This is a genomic window from Segetibacter aerophilus, from assembly GCF_007991655.1.
GTDB lineage: Bacteria > Bacteroidota > Bacteroidia > Chitinophagales > Chitinophagaceae > Segetibacter > Segetibacter aerophilus.
In genome coordinates this window covers 409,117-424,656 of the sequence record NZ_BJYT01000001.1, presented here as the reverse complement: position 1 = coordinate 424,656, position 15,540 = coordinate 409,117, and the positions used below count along the sequence as shown (strand labels likewise).

Sequence of the window (15,540 nt, the reverse complement as noted above, 5' to 3'; positions counted from 1 at the left end):
ATCGACCTTTTCCAATGTGTCTCACTTGCGAGAGAGGAAGTACCGATGGTAAACAAACCTCGAAGGGCTTGTTCATATGTCCCCTCATCTCTTTAAAAGAGATGAGGATTTTTTTGTTTATTTTATCAGCGCTCTTTTTTTGTAATCCTACAATTGAGAGATGATATTTTAAGAACTTAGTTTTTTCCTATTAGGAAGGCAACTTATGCCTTGATTTCAACTTCAACGCCTGAAGGCAAGTCAAGCTTACTTAGAGCATCAACAGTTCTAGAAGAAGAAGTATAGATGTCAAGCAATCTTTTGTGTGTACACAGTTGAAACTGCTCTCTTGCTTTTTTGTTAACGTGTGGTGAACGTAGTACGGTGAAAATTTTCTTTTGCGTTGGTAAAGGAATAGGACCTGTAACCACTGCTCCAGTGCTCCGAACTGTCTTCACAATTTTCTCGGCAGATTTGTCTACCAGGTTGTGATCGTAAGATTGTAGTTTGATTCTGATTCTTTGAGACATAATCTATCCCCAGTTTTTCCAATTAATAGGTTCAAAAATAGTTTTTATTGCCTTCGTTAATCTGATTTGGGAGCGCAAAGGTAAGAGGTTACATATTATCATCCAACATTTTAAAAAGAATTATTGCTGAAAGTTGTAAAAGATTTGCAAATTCGCCGTGATATTAAACAATTTCTTCTTTTTCGTTAAAGACTACTTTTCTCTAATCATAATATCTATAACTGCTCAGCCAGCAAAATCTTGTTTTAAAAATTTTGATAATTTGTATCTTAAAACCTAAAACCTCCAACCACATAAAATAGCATTACCCGTAGTAAGAGGGCAGGTGCAAAAAGCAAAAGAAGCGAATTCGCTTCTTTTGCTTTTTACTTTCAATGATTATCTCTTATTTATCCTATTATACCTAATTTATTTACTTACAAATTCTTTCGGAGTCTTGTATAGTTCTTCGTTTGACAAGTTTTTAAAATAGTCATATGTCATTTTCAATCCTTCTGACCTCGAAACTCTTGGTTGCCACCCAAGGATTTCCTTTGCCCTTGTGATATCAGGACGTCTTTGCTTTGGATCGTCGACTGGCAGTGGTTTAAATACAATTTCGACATTAGACTCAGTCAACTTGAGAACTTCTTCTGCAAATTCCTTTAGAGTAATTTCATCAGGATTTCCAATATTTACAGGGCTTGCGTAATCACTCATAAGTAATCGATAGATGCCTTCTACCAGATCATCCACATAACAAAAAGACCTCGTCTGTGAGCCGTCACCAAATACTGTTAAATTCTCTCCTCTCAGCGCCTGGCCAATAAACGCAGGCAAAGCACGGCCATCGTTTAATCTCATTCGGGGCCCATATGTATTAAAGATGCGAATTATCCGTGTTTCTACCTGATGAAAGGTGTGATAGGCCATTGTAATTGCTTCCTGAAAACGCTTTGCTTCGTCGTATACACCTCTTGGTCCGACAGGGTTTACATTACCCCAATAATCTTCAGTTTGAGGATGTACAAGTGGATCTCCATAGACTTCGCTAGTAGAAGCCACTAGTATCCTCGCCTTTTTATCTTTTGCCAAACCCATGCAATTATGGGTACCCAATGAACCGACCTTTAGTGTTTGGATAGGAATTTTTAGATAATCTATCGGGCTCGCCGGCGAAGCAAAATGTAATATGTAATCTAATTTTCCTGGAACATGAATGAATTTAGATACATCATGGTGATGAAATTCAAAGTTCTCTAAAGGGAAAAGATGCTCAATATTTTTCAAGTCTCCCGTAATAAGGTTATCCATTGCTATTACGTGAAACCCTTCTTTTATAAAACGATCACATAAGTGGGAGCCTAAAAATCCTGCTGCTCCCGTTATTAGTATTCTTTTCTTCATATCTTATAATTTTGACGGCTGTACACCAATTCCATAATAAGAGAAACCCGCTTCTGTAACTTGTGAAGAATCATAAATATTACGACCGTCAAAAATCACTTGCCCATTCATAATTGATTTTACTTTGGTCCAGTCGGGTAAACGGAATTCAGCCCACTCAGTTACTAAAACAAGTGCATCCGCTCCTTTTACAGCATCTATAGCGCCCCTGGTGAAAATTACCTGGTCATCAACCATGTGCGCAGCTTCATCCATGGCTACCGGATCATATGCATGAACTTTTGCTCCCGCCTGAAGTAGGGATTGGATAAGTACTAATGACGGAGCTTCACGCATATCGTCTGTGTTAGGCTTGAAAGACAGGCCCCATAAGGCAAAAACTTTCCCCTTTAAATTACCCTGAAAATGTTGCTCAATCTTTCTAAAAATTATATGCTTTTGATCATCATTTACTGCGTCTACTGCTTTTAATATTCGCATATTATAGCCGTAATCATCAGAAGTGTGAAATAATGCTTTTACGTCCTTTGGAAAGCAAGAACCACCATACCCTATTCCCGGATAAATAAAACGATTTCCTATACGAGGATCTGAGCCAATCCCTTTTCGTACTTCATTTACGTTTGCACCTACTAGTTCACATAAATTAGCAATGTCATTCATAAAAGATATTTTGGTCGCTAACATTGCATTTGCTGCATATTTGGTCATTTCTGCCGAAGGAATATCCATAAACAGAACCGGGTGAGAGTTCAATAAGAATGGGTGGTACAACCTGCTAAGTACTTCTTTTGCCCGGTCGGATTCTACGCCGATGACAATCCGGTCAGGCTTCAGAAAATCTTCGACCGCAGCTCCTTCTTTTAAAAATTCGGGATTAGATGCAACATCAAAATCTATTTGGACGCCTCTTTTTTCTAAAGCTGACGCAATTCCAGATTTAACTTTTTTCGCGGTGCCGACCGGAACAGTACTTTTAGTTACAACGATGATATAATCGTCAATACAACTTCCTATTGTATTAGCGACCTGCAACACGTATTTCAAATCGGCGCTTCCATCTTCGCCCGGGGGGGTACCAACGGCGATAAAAGCTACTTGTGCGTCCTTCACAGCCTCAGATAAATTTGTGCTGAAACTTAGACGGCCCTTACTGTAGTTGCTTTTTACAATGGTATCTAAACCCGGCTCAAAGATCGGGAGTATGCCCTTTTTAAGGTTATCGATTTTTTCCTGATTTACATCAACGCAAACTACATCGACGCCCACCTCTGAAAGACAGGCTCCAGTTACAAGTCCAACGTAACCAGTTCCAACAATAACAATTTTCATAGAATTGTTTCTTTACATTTTAATTTAAATGGCAAATCGGTGTGTATTAGACGACTACAACAATACTACTGTTGCAATCGGGCTATTATTTTAGAAAGCATTTTTATCTCCGCGTATACTTTTGTAAACTGTTAATACGATTATCCTTAAGTCAAGCCACATTGTCCAATTCTCCATGTACCATATATCGTGTTCTATTCTACCCCGAAGATCTTTCTTCTTTTTTATCTCGCCCCTATAGCCATTAATTTGAGCCCAGCCGGTTACTCCTGGTTTCACATAGTGCCTAATCATGTAGTGATTTAACATTTGTGAATATTCTTCAGTATGCTTCAACATATGAGGGCGAGGACCTACTACTGACATCTCTCCTCTAAAAACATTGAAGAACTGTGGCAATTCATCAATGTTCGATTTACGTAAAAAGCTTCCAATTCTGGTAAATCTATCGTCGTTTCGAGTTACCTGTTTGTGATGCGCTTCGTGGTTCACCTTTAGACTTCTAAACTTATAACACAAAAAAGGATTATTATTTTTTCCCGACCGAAGCTGAGTAAAGAAAACGGGGCCTCTTGACTCTAATTTAATAAGTATTGCAATAAACGGAACCAACCAGGATAAAAGGAAGAAAATAACAAATGTGCTGAAAATGATGTCGAAGCTTCTTTTCTTGATCTGACTGTCGACGTTTTCTAATGGCTCTGTGCGGAGAGAAAGAACAGGAATATTTCTTGCGAAGTCTATGTGAACCTTTCGGTTGATAAACATCCGAAAGTCTGGAACAAACTTAAAACGAATAAAATTAGTTTCTGCTAATTGCGCCAATTCATAGATATAAAAATTCCGCTCGGGAGAAACAGTTGAATAAATTTCAGAGATATTGTTTTCGATCGCGTACTGAACACTATCGTTTATTCTTCCAAGCATCGGAATGCTAGCGCTTGCAGGTTCATACTCGTCATCCTCAAAAAATCCGGCTACAGAGATGGACTTGTAGTAGCGCGTAAAATTTTCAACCAACCTTTTTGACAACTCGTTATGTCCTATTACAATCACCTTCTTATTCAGAGGGTATTGCTTTCTTAAGTAATACGCCGCGCCGACATAGAGGGTGCGGCTTATAAGAACTGTCGTTCCGAAACCTATAAATACAAGTACTACAAATAGCCTCGAAAAACTAAAGTTGTAAAGAAAAATGCTAAATAAGGAGATCCCTGAAAAAAGGAAAAATGAAACGACAGAACGTTTAAAGAAATTATCGGTACTATTCTGTTTGCCTATGTAGAGTGCAGTAATATAAGCGCATAGAACCCATGCGCCATTGTTAATTAAAAATAACGTGATGTATTCTTTTTGAACAGGTACATTCTGCATCAACAACATAAGTACAAAATGTATTATGTTGAGGCACAATAAATCGAAAACAGCAAATGAAAACCTGAAAAGGTTGGTTGACCGGCTATTCATAATTGGACAGTAATTACACGGAATAAGACAAGTCGATAACCTTTAATAAATGCAACATTTCGTATAATTTTCTTTCGCTAATAATTTTAATGGTTCGGGTCTGTACTAAACGCAAAAATACCTTTATCAGTATTATTTGCTGAAATTATTATAAAAAAACTTAAAGAGGTGCAAGCAAAACAATAAATATTTAAAATTTGACATACTTAATTTTTGATTCGATTATTTCTATAGTTCTTCCCACCTTTCAATACGGTTTTTAACTATAACAGTAATATTCTATAAGCTATTTATTTTTTCATACATCCTCCTAAAGCAGCTCCATGGCGTATTATCACCACTTTTTCATCTTTCTTAAACTGATAAAAACCATCTAAAAATGTTGCTGCATCTGACCAAACGGTTTGCATTAGCCCATTGAATTTTTCCTGCATTGCTTTCGAAGATTGTTTTCTAAAACGTACCATATCCTCCGTTTGCTCGATAGCGAGAGCAGGCGTTCGCCACGGACAAGTAATTACATTAAGCCCTTTCATAGAAAAATGGACAGGCGTTTTGTCAGCCCGCTCATAATGCCAGTCACAGATTACTACATCTTTCGGAATCATATCTATTGCTCTGTGAGTATTATTAAAGCTACCTTCCCACATTCCAATTCCGGTCGTTTTACCATCCAAAAGTCTATCTCCCCAAATCCAAAGCTGCCGTTTTTTCTGTGCTAAATGATCGTTCAAAACACGCACTTCCCCTGCAAATAATTCGGCTTTGTCTTTTCCCTGGCACCTTACACACCTGTCGTCCCCGATGTAAAACACCTCGTCCATGCCGGCATGAAAAGCATTGGTTTCAAATACCTCGCAAATCTCATCGACTAAATCAAATACAATCTGGTGGATACCGGGATGAAGGGGACAATAGCTCTTGCAATACAAATTGTCAGGATTTGGCCATTCGTACTTTTCCGGCATCTTTACATGTGGTGTTTCATCAAATTGAGGGTAAACCTGAAGCAGTTTGTTGGTATGGCTTGCCCACAATTGATGCCCTAAAAGATTGAGTTGTGGAATAAGTGTTATGTTATTTTTCTTGCAGGCATTCACCAGCTTTCTTATCTCACTTTTACTAAGTGCTAATGTGTCTACTAGTTCAGCGTGGCTTTTATACTCGTAATTGAAATCGATACGAAGAATAAGGGTATTCACCTTTCGGGGAGCGAGTTCTTCAACGATGAATTTTGTAAATGAATCGACTCCCCTCGGCTTTGGCGCAGCAATACAGAAACCTCTGACAGGTAAAATGCTGTCAAGGTGCGTTTGTGAGAACAAGGCTAACTGAATAAAAACAAAAAGCAGTAGAACTATTGCTTTTCTCATATTATTATTTATTGATAAGAATAATTAGTCTTTTGGATATAACGGAACTAATTTTTCAAGAAAAGTTCTTGATGACAACGAAAAAATAAATATAGGCCAAATACCAAAAACGCCTGAAAATGTTGCTTAGTAAGACTGCTGATATTTTGGAGCGAAGTAACGGTGAAGAAGGTGGCGGATTATGTGGGCACGCTTTTATCTTCAGTCTCTACCTTTATAATGAAAGAACGAAAGTGTTCTTAAAAATTACAAAGTAGAATTACTCCTTTTTAAACCAGTTACATGCGTGTATTTTTTATTCCCGGGTTAGGCGAAGAGAAATTCATTTTCGACAAGATAGAAAACGTGATTGCCGGAGAAAAAATCTTTTTAGATAATTGGACTTTATTGAGTGAAGTACCGGAAAAAGACTTAACAACGTTGGTGTACGCAACTCACCTGGTTAAAAGATTTGGCATCAAAGCAGAAGATGTTGTTATAGGACATTCTTTGGGTGCCTGGGTTGCTCTGTGGATTAAAGAAGTTGTTGGGTGCAAAATTGTACAAATTGCAGGGTGGACAGACAGGAAAAAGGTAATAAAAGTGTTACCGAATCTCAATCTACTTTACTGGTTTGCTAAGAAGGGATGGGGTTTTAACCGCTTCGTTCGATTTCTTTTATCGCTGCTGTATTACAAACAACCTTCCAAACACGTATTGCTTACTATTTTTGACAAGCTTGAAAGAAGTGATAAATCAATTGTAGCAAAACAGTTAATGGTTGTTTATAATCCAATTAGTCAACCTCCGTCAGTCATTCCGGATTTAAGAATTCATTCAAAAACAGATATTATTGTCAATGCTCCCGACGAGCCTTTTGCTATAATGAAAGGGGATCATTTTGGCTTATACACATTTCCGGACTCAGTGTATACCCCAATTAAACAATTCTTAAAACAACAAAAAGATGGTAGTTAAACCATCTTTCTATGTAATAGGAATACAACTGCTACTGCAGCAAATATTTTTTTCTTGAGTTGAAATGAATTAGCCTAGCTTTTTGCAAAAGATGGCAAAAGACCTTTGATACCCTCAGGCAACAATTCCTTAATTACTTTCTCTCCAATTTCTTTTATGTCAGAATAGACTTTTTCTTTTTCGTGGACTGTCATTTTTGAATATCTCCAATAAGCAAATGCGGCCAGTCCGGCTAGAACTACAACTTCTGAAACTTTTACTTTTTGTGACATAAAATTTTTATTTATTAACTAATGTTACTTTCTAACTATTCTAAAAAAATTATACCTCTCTTTTTTAGTTAATGTTTTACCGACTTGTTTCCAATGCGTCGGCCACTCCTTTAGCGGAAATATCATAGAGGGCTTCGTCGTATATCGACTTCCCGTCCTTAATCAACAATAGCTGGGGAGATTGATGAGGTACATCAAATCTTTCAGCAACCTCGTTAGAGATATCGCGATGCGAAAGCAAGTCAAGTATAAAGACCGGTGTGTTTGGTGGTAGTAAATCTCCCTCCTGTTCTAACTTCTGCTTTACACTTTTGCTAATTGGGCAAGTTGTATTATGCTTGAAAATAATATTTGTTCCCGTTGCTTCTCCAATCTTCTCTAGTTGAGATGTATTTTCCAAAGGCTTAAATTCCATTTTATCATTTTTGTATCCCTTTGCTATTTTCATTCCATCCAGAAATTCTACAACTGCTATTTCCGCGGGCCTTTAAAAACAGGAATTTTTAAAAACTATAAAAAATTTTCTTCTTATCGATTCCATCATCTTAAATGGTGATCATTTTACTTCTAGTTAAATGGGCTCAAACAGGTACAGTTGCGAACACGTAAGAGCGCTAAAATATACATAAAAATTTAAACATATATGATACTTTTTTGAGGATTTTATCTAAAGAAATCATCCTTTCGTAAACTTATTTCCCCACTTCTCCAAAAAAATTTGGATAATTATCACTTGATAAAAAATGGCATTATTCTTCCTACTGGTAAGAAAAGGGAAAGCATGACTGTTGATGATTTCAAAATATTAGAAGACCGCCAAAAGGTTCAAATGATTTTTGATGCAAAAAAGATTTCTGAGAAAATTGACCAGGACTCAAATTACCAACTTTTTCAGATTGATAATTTTTATGTCGAAACGAAAACAAGTCTAGAAGGAAAATTCAAGCGGAGTATAAAAACTTATACACTGAAAGATTTACCGGTTGATTATGCGGGTGAAGTTTTAAAAATGCCCATTGTTCGTTTTGCGAAAGACATAGCTCCTATACAGCCAACTAGCGTAAATTTTAAAAAAAAAGAGAAATTTATCTAGACATATTTAACCCCTCCTACTCTATTTTTCACTCCAATTAAGAACTGTTACAGCAGAGAGTTTCGCCGCCCCCTATATCTACATTTTTATATTTAGGCTTTTTCCAAAATCAATTGTGCTTTGTACAATCGCTTTCGGGTTCTTAGAAATGATCGCCGTTCCTATAGTTACCAGCTTAGATGCAATGTTGATAGCATCTTGTACAGCTAACGCTTTTTTTACTGCTTTTTTTACTCCATGAGTTATAATTTCCAGTTGATCTAGCATCTCTTTAACGTCCTCGAAAACAAGGTTAACGCCAATCATATTTATCTCACCGCCTACTCGTGCCAGGTCTATCTCTATGTCGTATAAGCTGTTTCTCTCCGAAACACTCATGTTTCCCTTATTGAAATCTATGTATTCTCCAACAGCATTAGCCAGGCTTCCAAAATAATCGGCCAGCATAAATACCTGTTGTGTATTTGGATTAACCATAATTACCGTTTAATAATTTTTTATCGGAGACTAGAGGCTAAATATTGCAGGTCCTGGAGATGCTTCTGTAACACTTCTTTTGTGTTTACATCTTTAAGATTATAACGATGGATGTACAAATCACGATAACCTTTTTGCACCGATTTTAGTAGGGCTACATAATTATCGATTAAGCCGTTGTGTTTGTCGAAGTAAGCTTTTTCATCCAGGTATTGCTTTACCAAAATTTGTTTCAACCCGCGGTCCGTCGCGTTGTCAAGCATTTGTTTGATATTAGGAAGGCGCGCATCGTATTCGAACTTTAGTTGAGCCCGTAGTCTGTTGTCAATGAGATAAATAAACGTCTCAGTCAATTGCTGGAAGATACTGTCTGCCTCAGTCAAATACTGCTTCAATTTCTTCTTGCGATAAAAGCTCGTTGCTGCCGTCGCAATAAAGTTTCCGGCCTTTGTTGAAATCGAAACTTGTTCATCAGTTAGTCGTAATAGTGGACTTTTTTGCAGCGCGCCGGTTAACCCTGAAACGTCGTAAGAAAACTCGCTGTTATTGCTCAGCTGAGCTACTGCTTCCAGGTATGCCGTAATTGTAAGTCGTATTTTTTGCATCGCGTCATCTGCGCTCGCTGCCGCCTCCTGGCAGTTGCATACGAAGTTTGGTCTAATCTCCCCAATTCTCAATTGCTGCAGTTCGCAGTCCTGGTGACAATAATCTTTATAAGTATAATCAATGCTGTTGTATTTATTCAGTGCCTCTACCGAAGAAGCGGCATAATTATGTACCTCAGTTAAGGGAACACAACCAAAGAAAAAAGGAAAGGCAACAAGTATGGCAAAGTGTATTTTTCTATACATAAATTTCTAGTTAACCGTCTCCGATCACTTTGTAATAGCCATGTTCGGGTAGGTATTTTTTTGAATTCAGCTAATGATTCTATTGAACATTGTTGCGTCGCACTCTTAAACTTTCATTTTACTATTCGGCTTAGTTTAACTCTTTCTAAGACCAAAAACCTAATTACAAATAAATATGGCAAAAGAAGTGCTTATTCAACTAAGAATAAAATTGGGGAATACTTTAAATAATTGCAACTATAATTTTATAAAGAAGAGAATGCAGTCGCAGTTAAAAAGGTGCAAGTAAATTTACCAGTACAAGTGAGTGACACAACAATGTTGATTAGATGTTTGCTGTTGGCAACACCAAAAGGTAATCAGATTTAAAGAGGCGTTTGTCTACCTGTTCTAATTGTAAAGAAAACCTTATTCCTTATGAGTGGTTTGTAAGAAGTACTAATATTACACCTCAATATGTAGAAATGGCTGTTACTCGAATTGACATCGAAACTTTTTTGTCCTTAGATTTTCAACACCCCATAATCGACGTAAGGTCAGAGGGAGAATTTGCGCATGCTCATATTCCGGGCGCGGTTTCGATGCCATTGTTTAATAACGAAGAACGAAAGGTTGTAGGCACGGCTTACAAACAACAAAGTAAGCAACAAGCTATTAAATTGGGTCTTGCCATTTTTGGAAAAAAGATGGTGGAAATGGTCGAATTTGTCGAAAGACTAGTTGGCGAACAAAGAGGTACATCATCTAAAACAGTTGTTGTTCATTGCTGGCGCGGCGGTATGAGAAGTGGCGGCGTGAGTTGGTTATTAGATATGTATGGTTTTAAAGTGTACACCATTATCGGAGGTTATAAGGCTTTCCGGCTTTGGGGCTTACAACAATTTGAGAATGATTATCCGATAAAGATTTTGGGCGGATATACAGGTAGCGGCAAGACCTACGCTTTGCAGGAATTGAAACAACAGAACGCAACAATCATCGATCTTGAAGATTTGGCAAAGCATAAGGGTTCTGCTTTTGGAAATATTGGAATGCCTACCCAACCGAGCCAGGAGATGTTCGAAAACTTATTGGCACTCGAACTTAAGAACGCTGTTGATAATTGCAGAATAATGAACGCGGGGAGTATTGATGAAGTTCATGAAGCTGGAACAAACAACGTTTCATCTTCCATCTGGCTCGAGGATGAAAGTCAACGAATTGGTTTGGTGAATATTCCATCCACCTTCTTTAAAAAGATGAGAAACAAGCCCGTCTACTTTTTAGATATTCCATTTGAGGAAAGATTGAAACACATCGTCTCTGGTTATGGTAAAGGCGATAAACAGGAAATTGCAGGTGCTATTATTCGAATTCAAAAAAGGCTGGGCGGCCTCGAAACAAAAACAGCGCTTAATTACCTGGTTGAAGACAACCTCGTTGAATGTTTTAGAATTCTTCTGAAATACTACGATAAGCAATACCTGAAAGGTTTGCATAGCCGCGAAAATCTAAACGACCTCTTAAATAACATTGATTGTGAAACGGTAGATGCCGTAAAAAATGCAAAGCTTATTTTTGCGCATCAAATAGAAAAAGTTAATGCCTGACAATATAAAACTTACTCAATACTCTCATGGCGGTGGATGCGGCTGCAAAATAGCTCCAGGTGTTTTAGAGGAAATACTAAACAGCCAATTTGCCTTTCCCGATAATAAAAATTTGCTAGTTGGTAATCATAGTAAAGACGATGCTGCCGTATATGATCTTGGCAATGGCACTGCGGTGATAAGCACTACCGACTTTTTTATGCCCATTGTAAACGATCCGTTCGATTTTGGGAGGATCGCCTCAGCCAACGCTATTAGTGATGTGTACGCGATGGGTGGCAAACCAATTATGGCTATAGCGATATTGGGTTGGCCGATAGATAAATTACCGGCATCAGTCGCCCAGAAGGTGCTTGAAGGAAGCCGGGCTGTTTGTGCTGAGGCAGGAATACCGCTCGCGGGCGGTCATAGTATTGATGCTCCCGAACCGATCTTTGGTTTGGCGGTAACGGGCATGGTTAATCTTGAAAACCTTAAGCAAAACAATACAGCCAAAGAAGGTGACTTGCTCTTTGTCACTAAGAAGTTAGGTGTAGGCATTTTATCCACCGCTCAAAAAAGAGAATTGATATCTGAAGCGCACTTTACCCAACTGTTGAAGCAACTAACTCAATTAAACTCTCTTGGTGAAAAATTGGGTAAGATAGAAGGTGTAAATGCGATGACCGATATAACGGGCTTTGGCTTACTCGGGCATTTAACAGAGATGGCGGAGGGAAGCAAGCTGATGGCTGAAATCGAATATGCCAGATTACCAATTATAGATGGGGCTTTAGAATACCTGGAAAAGAAAGTCGTACCCGGCGCAACAAACCGAAACTGGAATAGCATAAGTAACAAGGTAACGTTTGCAGATTCCATCAATCAACAGCAGGCTATTCACCTGCTAGCCGATCCTCAAACCAATGGAGGTTTATTAATTTCAGTAAGCGAAAATTCTGTAAAAGAAGTTGAAGAGCTACTCATTCAAAACCGATATGAAGCATTTAGTAAATCAATTGGAAAGATGGCCGCTGCTTCTAGTTATTCGATAACGGTAAGGTAAAACAATGTAGAAATTCAGCGAGCAGACGCTGAAGCTTTAGAGGAAATAGTGACAAAATTGCTAATATCGAAAGAACGTAATTTTTGTTGAATAGTAAACGGACCAGCACTTAACCTTTCATTGCTAATATACCCGTAGCTACCGTTCGTGAATGTGATACCTTCTGCCTGGCCCATTTGTAATGCGTCAGGTAGATTAAGTTTTCTTTTGTTTCCATTGAAATAAGTACCACCGCTATACCCGCTCAGTATATGCATAAAGTGTTTTCCGGGAGCTTTGGGAAAATATCCTAACAAAACTATTATATCCTGCCCGGGTGATTTGCTTGCCCCCGTTACAACATAACCCGTTGGCATCGTCTCTACAGAATCGGCTACATACGAGCCCGCTGCAGTGCTATTGAGTATGTAGTGGGTTGTACTTAAGTCAACCCAATTCTTGCTAAACAAATGAATTTTACCGCTATCTACAACCATTGCTTCACAATCGTATCTTGTATTATTTGTAGCTGAAGCTTTGGGCATTAATTGATCAGAATATCGAAAAGAGATAATCTCAATCTTTTCTTTAGGAATAGTTGCAAGCGGCTTGGTTGAATAGTCAGGTATATCACTGAAAGCAAATTTATAAATCTTCAAGTCGGTTCTTGCTCCATTTACGTTATTGCCAAAATCTCCGACATAAAAAAAAGTGCCGTCGAAAGAAAGTTCTTCCCAATCCACATTTGTTGCATCTTCCAGATTAACAGTTTGCAGTACATTACCAGATGCAGTATCGATCCTATAAATGGCAGCCGCCCCTCCTCCGTCATTACAACTCCAAAGAGAATTACCTGCCATCTGTAACCCACTGCTTTCATTTAAGATTTTGCTGAGTTGGCGAAGTTTTACAGACGGCCTATAGTTTGTCGTATTATAAGTGCAGCTACCGTTATTAGTGGTAGCTGCAGCATTGTAATTATTAGCGTATGGATCGGTACAGCCGCTCTGTGAATAGGATGAACTGGCGCTCGTTACAAGAAAAAATGTAACTATACAATAAACAGCAAGTTTAGATTTTATGAACCGCTGCAAAAAATCCACTAACATTTGAGTTTTAAACTATGGAAGTTATTTGATGAATTTAAAAGGAACCAGCATACCCGAAAAAGCGAGTTCTATGATCTGAAAACCATCTTGTAAAAGTTTACAAATTATTTTTTCCGCTTTAAAAGATGGTCGTCTTCTTTTCTATTTCATCGGGATCGTCACCAATTTCTGTTTCTGTAAAAGGATCTTCATCATCGTCGTCATCTTCTTCTGTATCTGGATCTGCTTGTCCGGGATCTTCTTTAGGTAACTGCTCTGGCTCAACTTCAGGTTTCTGCTTTGGATCTGTTTCGGGTTCTATTGATTCTGCGGAAGCAAACCTTTCATCGGCTACAAATTCTTCAGTCGCATCGATTGCATTATTTTCTACCAACATAAAAAGTATTTTTTGTGATTAACAATTAAAGACTACAAAGGAAGTTAATAAAGTTTGAAAGGAACTACTCTCCCATTCATTGAATACCCAACTTCATTACTTGCCTTTTTAATTTTTTTATTTCATGAATAAATAGTGCCACAGATTATATGCCATTCCATTATCGAAATTAACGACGGCAACAAAAATGGCTTTATTGTAAATGCCTGTTGAAAAGATTAAAAGCTTGAAAGAGACGATGGGTTGCAAAAAAAATCTGCGTAGTGTTTAAAACAGTACGCAGACAATTAGCATTCGTAGATATTGGTGGGGGGGGGCTGATAGGATATTTAAAAACTAGTTGATCAGTAGGATTATCTCTTCTGACTTTTAAGCAGTAAAAAGGTTTAAACAACGGGTTCGCTTACCACAACTGCAGGTCTATAATACCAATGAATTAACAGTGCTATAACTGATACTACTAAGCCCATGGCGACAACACCTTTCCAGTGATAGATTTCCCATGCTTGTGTTGCAAGCAATGTACCGAGGGCACCGCCAATAAAATAAGTAACCATATACACTGTATTCATTCGGTTTCGCGCTTCTGGTCGAATTGAAAAAATAGCAGCCTGGTTGGAGATATGTGCACCTTGTACCCCCATATCCATTAGAATGACACCGATTATCAACCCCGCTATACTACTACCTGAAAAACCAAAAATTATAAATGAAACGATCACGATTCCGATACTGATAGCGATCAGTTGATGCCCGTTTCCCCGATCACTAAATTTGCCCATTTGTGATGCGGCCAACGCTCCAAATGCACCCACTAAACCAAATGCACCGGCAACCTCACTTCCTGCATTAAACTGTGGTTGACGTAGCAGAAATGCTAATGTACTCCAAAAGCCGGCGAAACCTGCAAAACACAACGCCCCCCGTATTGCAGCAATTCTAAGTATTGGCTCTTCTTTCGTGATTGAAATTAAAGATGTCATCAACTGCTTATAGTTTCCTTTGTATTCGGGGTAAACTTCTGGCAATAGGAAGTAAAGACTTGCTGCCAGAATAACCATCAAACCAGCAGCAATCCAAAACATTGCTCTCCATCCGAGGTGTGCACCGACATAGCCGCTTACGGTACGTGATAACAAAATACCTATTAATAATCCACTCATAACAAAACCGATCGTCTTGCCTCTCCGTTCCGGCAACGAAAGATGAGCGGCCATTGGGATAATTAATTGGGGAATGATAGAAAACGCCCCAATTAAAAAACTAGCCAACATTAAAATGTGTATTGTAGGCGACCAGGCTGCTAACAAAAGCGCGATAATATCAATCACAAAAACTGCCATTATTAATTGCTTTCTTTTAAGCATATCTCCTAACGGTACGCAGAAAAGCATTCCTGCTGCGTACCCAACTTGTGTAAGCATGGCTAGTATTCCACCTTCTGCTTCTGAAACATTAAAGTCTTTCGAAATGTCGGCTAGCAAAGGCTGATTATAATAAATATTGGCTACAACTAAGCCCGTTGCAATTGTCATTACCCATAAATGCAAACTAGTTAATCCAGCTTTTTCTTTTGTCTCTTGCATTATCGCCTAAGTTTTGTGAAAATAAATGGATGCAACATTAATGCAATGCATATTGACCGCAAAAAATGGCTCAATTCTTAGAATTTTTGTCGGACGAACGTTGGGTTACATTCCTCTACAAAGGAAACCTTTCCCCAAA

16 protein-coding genes are annotated in these 15,540 nt (G+C 38.2%); 4 read left to right on the top strand and 12 right to left on the bottom strand.

The features are described 5' to 3' along the window. Window positions 1-203: 203 nt before the first annotated feature. The 5 genes from rpsJ to SAE01_RS01750 all read right to left on the bottom strand — a co-directional run bounded on the left by rpsJ (window position 204) and on the right by SAE01_RS01750 (window position 6,067). Window positions 204-509, bottom strand: a complete 306-nt coding sequence (gene rpsJ, locus SAE01_RS01770) for a 30S ribosomal protein S10 (RefSeq protein ID WP_039142986.1) — start codon at window positions 507-509, stop codon at window positions 204-206. A gap of 408 nt (window positions 510-917) precedes the next feature. Further along, on the bottom strand, window positions 918-1,895 hold the full coding sequence (locus SAE01_RS01765; protein ID WP_147201808.1) for a UDP-glucuronic acid decarboxylase family protein: 978 nt from the start codon (window positions 1,893-1,895) through the stop codon (window positions 918-920). 3 nt (window positions 1,896-1,898) lie between these two features. Next, window positions 1,899-3,227: a UDP-glucose dehydrogenase family protein gene (locus SAE01_RS01760; protein ID WP_147201807.1), complete on the bottom strand. Its 1,329-nt coding sequence runs from the start codon at window positions 3,225-3,227 to the stop codon at window positions 1,899-1,901. A 90-nt stretch (window positions 3,228-3,317) separates the two neighbouring features. After that, entirely contained in the window at window positions 3,318-4,694 is a 1,377-nt protein-coding gene (locus tag SAE01_RS01755; protein WP_147201806.1) for an undecaprenyl-phosphate glucose phosphotransferase, read from the bottom strand. Between the two features lie 290 nt (window positions 4,695-4,984). Continuing rightward, a complete protein-coding gene (locus tag SAE01_RS01750; RefSeq protein WP_246113132.1) occupies window positions 4,985-6,067 on the bottom strand; it encodes a family 20 glycosylhydrolase in 1,083 nt (360 codons plus the stop codon). A 282-nt stretch (window positions 6,068-6,349) separates the two neighbouring features. Between SAE01_RS01750 and SAE01_RS01745 the strand changes: the two genes are divergently transcribed. After that, a complete protein-coding gene (locus tag SAE01_RS01745; RefSeq protein ID WP_147201805.1) occupies window positions 6,350-7,024 on the top strand; it encodes an alpha/beta hydrolase in 675 nt (224 codons plus the stop codon). A gap of 74 nt (window positions 7,025-7,098) precedes the next feature. Here SAE01_RS01745 and SAE01_RS01740 read toward each other — a convergent pair whose 3' ends face one another. Both SAE01_RS01740 and ytxJ read right to left on the bottom strand, forming a co-directional pair. Beyond that, entirely contained in the window at window positions 7,099-7,296 is a 198-nt protein-coding gene (locus SAE01_RS01740) for a hypothetical protein (RefSeq protein ID WP_147201804.1), read from the bottom strand. A 76-nt stretch (window positions 7,297-7,372) separates the two neighbouring features. Then, window positions 7,373-7,744 (bottom strand): bacillithiol system redox-active protein YtxJ, encoded by a 372-nt coding sequence (gene ytxJ, locus SAE01_RS01735; protein WP_218029044.1) that lies wholly within the window; start codon window positions 7,742-7,744, stop codon window positions 7,373-7,375. 285 nt (window positions 7,745-8,029) lie between these two features. Here ytxJ and SAE01_RS01730 point away from each other — a divergent pair, with 285 nt between their 5' ends. Then, window positions 8,030-8,389, top strand: coding sequence for a hypothetical protein (locus SAE01_RS01730; protein WP_147201803.1), 360 nt, complete (start codon window positions 8,030-8,032; stop codon window positions 8,387-8,389). A 78-nt stretch (window positions 8,390-8,467) separates the two neighbouring features. Here the strand turns inward: SAE01_RS01730 and SAE01_RS01725 are convergent, their stop codons facing one another. After that, a complete protein-coding gene (locus SAE01_RS01725) occupies window positions 8,468-8,866 on the bottom strand; it encodes a hypothetical protein (protein ID WP_147201802.1) in 399 nt (132 codons plus the stop codon). Window positions 8,867-8,886: 20 nt separating this feature from the next. Next, complete coding sequence (locus SAE01_RS01720) at window positions 8,887-9,717, bottom strand: hypothetical protein (protein WP_147201801.1); 831 nt, start codon at window positions 9,715-9,717, stop codon at window positions 8,887-8,889. A gap of 464 nt (window positions 9,718-10,181) precedes the next feature. Between SAE01_RS01720 and mnmH the strand changes: the two genes are divergently transcribed. Beyond that, complete coding sequence (gene mnmH / locus SAE01_RS01715) at window positions 10,182-11,306, top strand: tRNA 2-selenouridine(34) synthase MnmH (protein WP_147201800.1); 1,125 nt, start codon at window positions 10,182-10,184, stop codon at window positions 11,304-11,306. Further along, on the top strand, window positions 11,299-12,351 hold the full coding sequence (selD, locus tag SAE01_RS01710; protein WP_147201799.1) for a selenide, water dikinase SelD: 1,053 nt from the start codon (window positions 11,299-11,301) through the stop codon (window positions 12,349-12,351). Before mnmH ends, selD begins: the two co-directional genes overlap by 8 nt. 14 nt (window positions 12,352-12,365) lie before the next feature. Here selD and SAE01_RS01705 read toward each other — a convergent pair whose 3' ends face one another. From SAE01_RS01705 to SAE01_RS01695, 3 genes are all read right to left on the bottom strand, one after another. Further along, window positions 12,366-13,439: a hypothetical protein gene (locus tag SAE01_RS01705; RefSeq protein WP_147201798.1), complete on the bottom strand. Its 1,074-nt coding sequence runs from the start codon at window positions 13,437-13,439 to the stop codon at window positions 12,366-12,368. Between the two features lie 118 nt (window positions 13,440-13,557). Further along, window positions 13,558-13,815: a hypothetical protein gene (locus tag SAE01_RS01700; protein ID WP_147201797.1), complete on the bottom strand. Its 258-nt coding sequence runs from the start codon at window positions 13,813-13,815 to the stop codon at window positions 13,558-13,560. A gap of 386 nt (window positions 13,816-14,201) precedes the next feature. Then, complete coding sequence (locus tag SAE01_RS01695; RefSeq protein ID WP_246113131.1) at window positions 14,202-15,401, bottom strand: MFS transporter; 1,200 nt, start codon at window positions 15,399-15,401, stop codon at window positions 14,202-14,204. Window positions 15,402-15,540 lie beyond the last annotated feature (139 nt).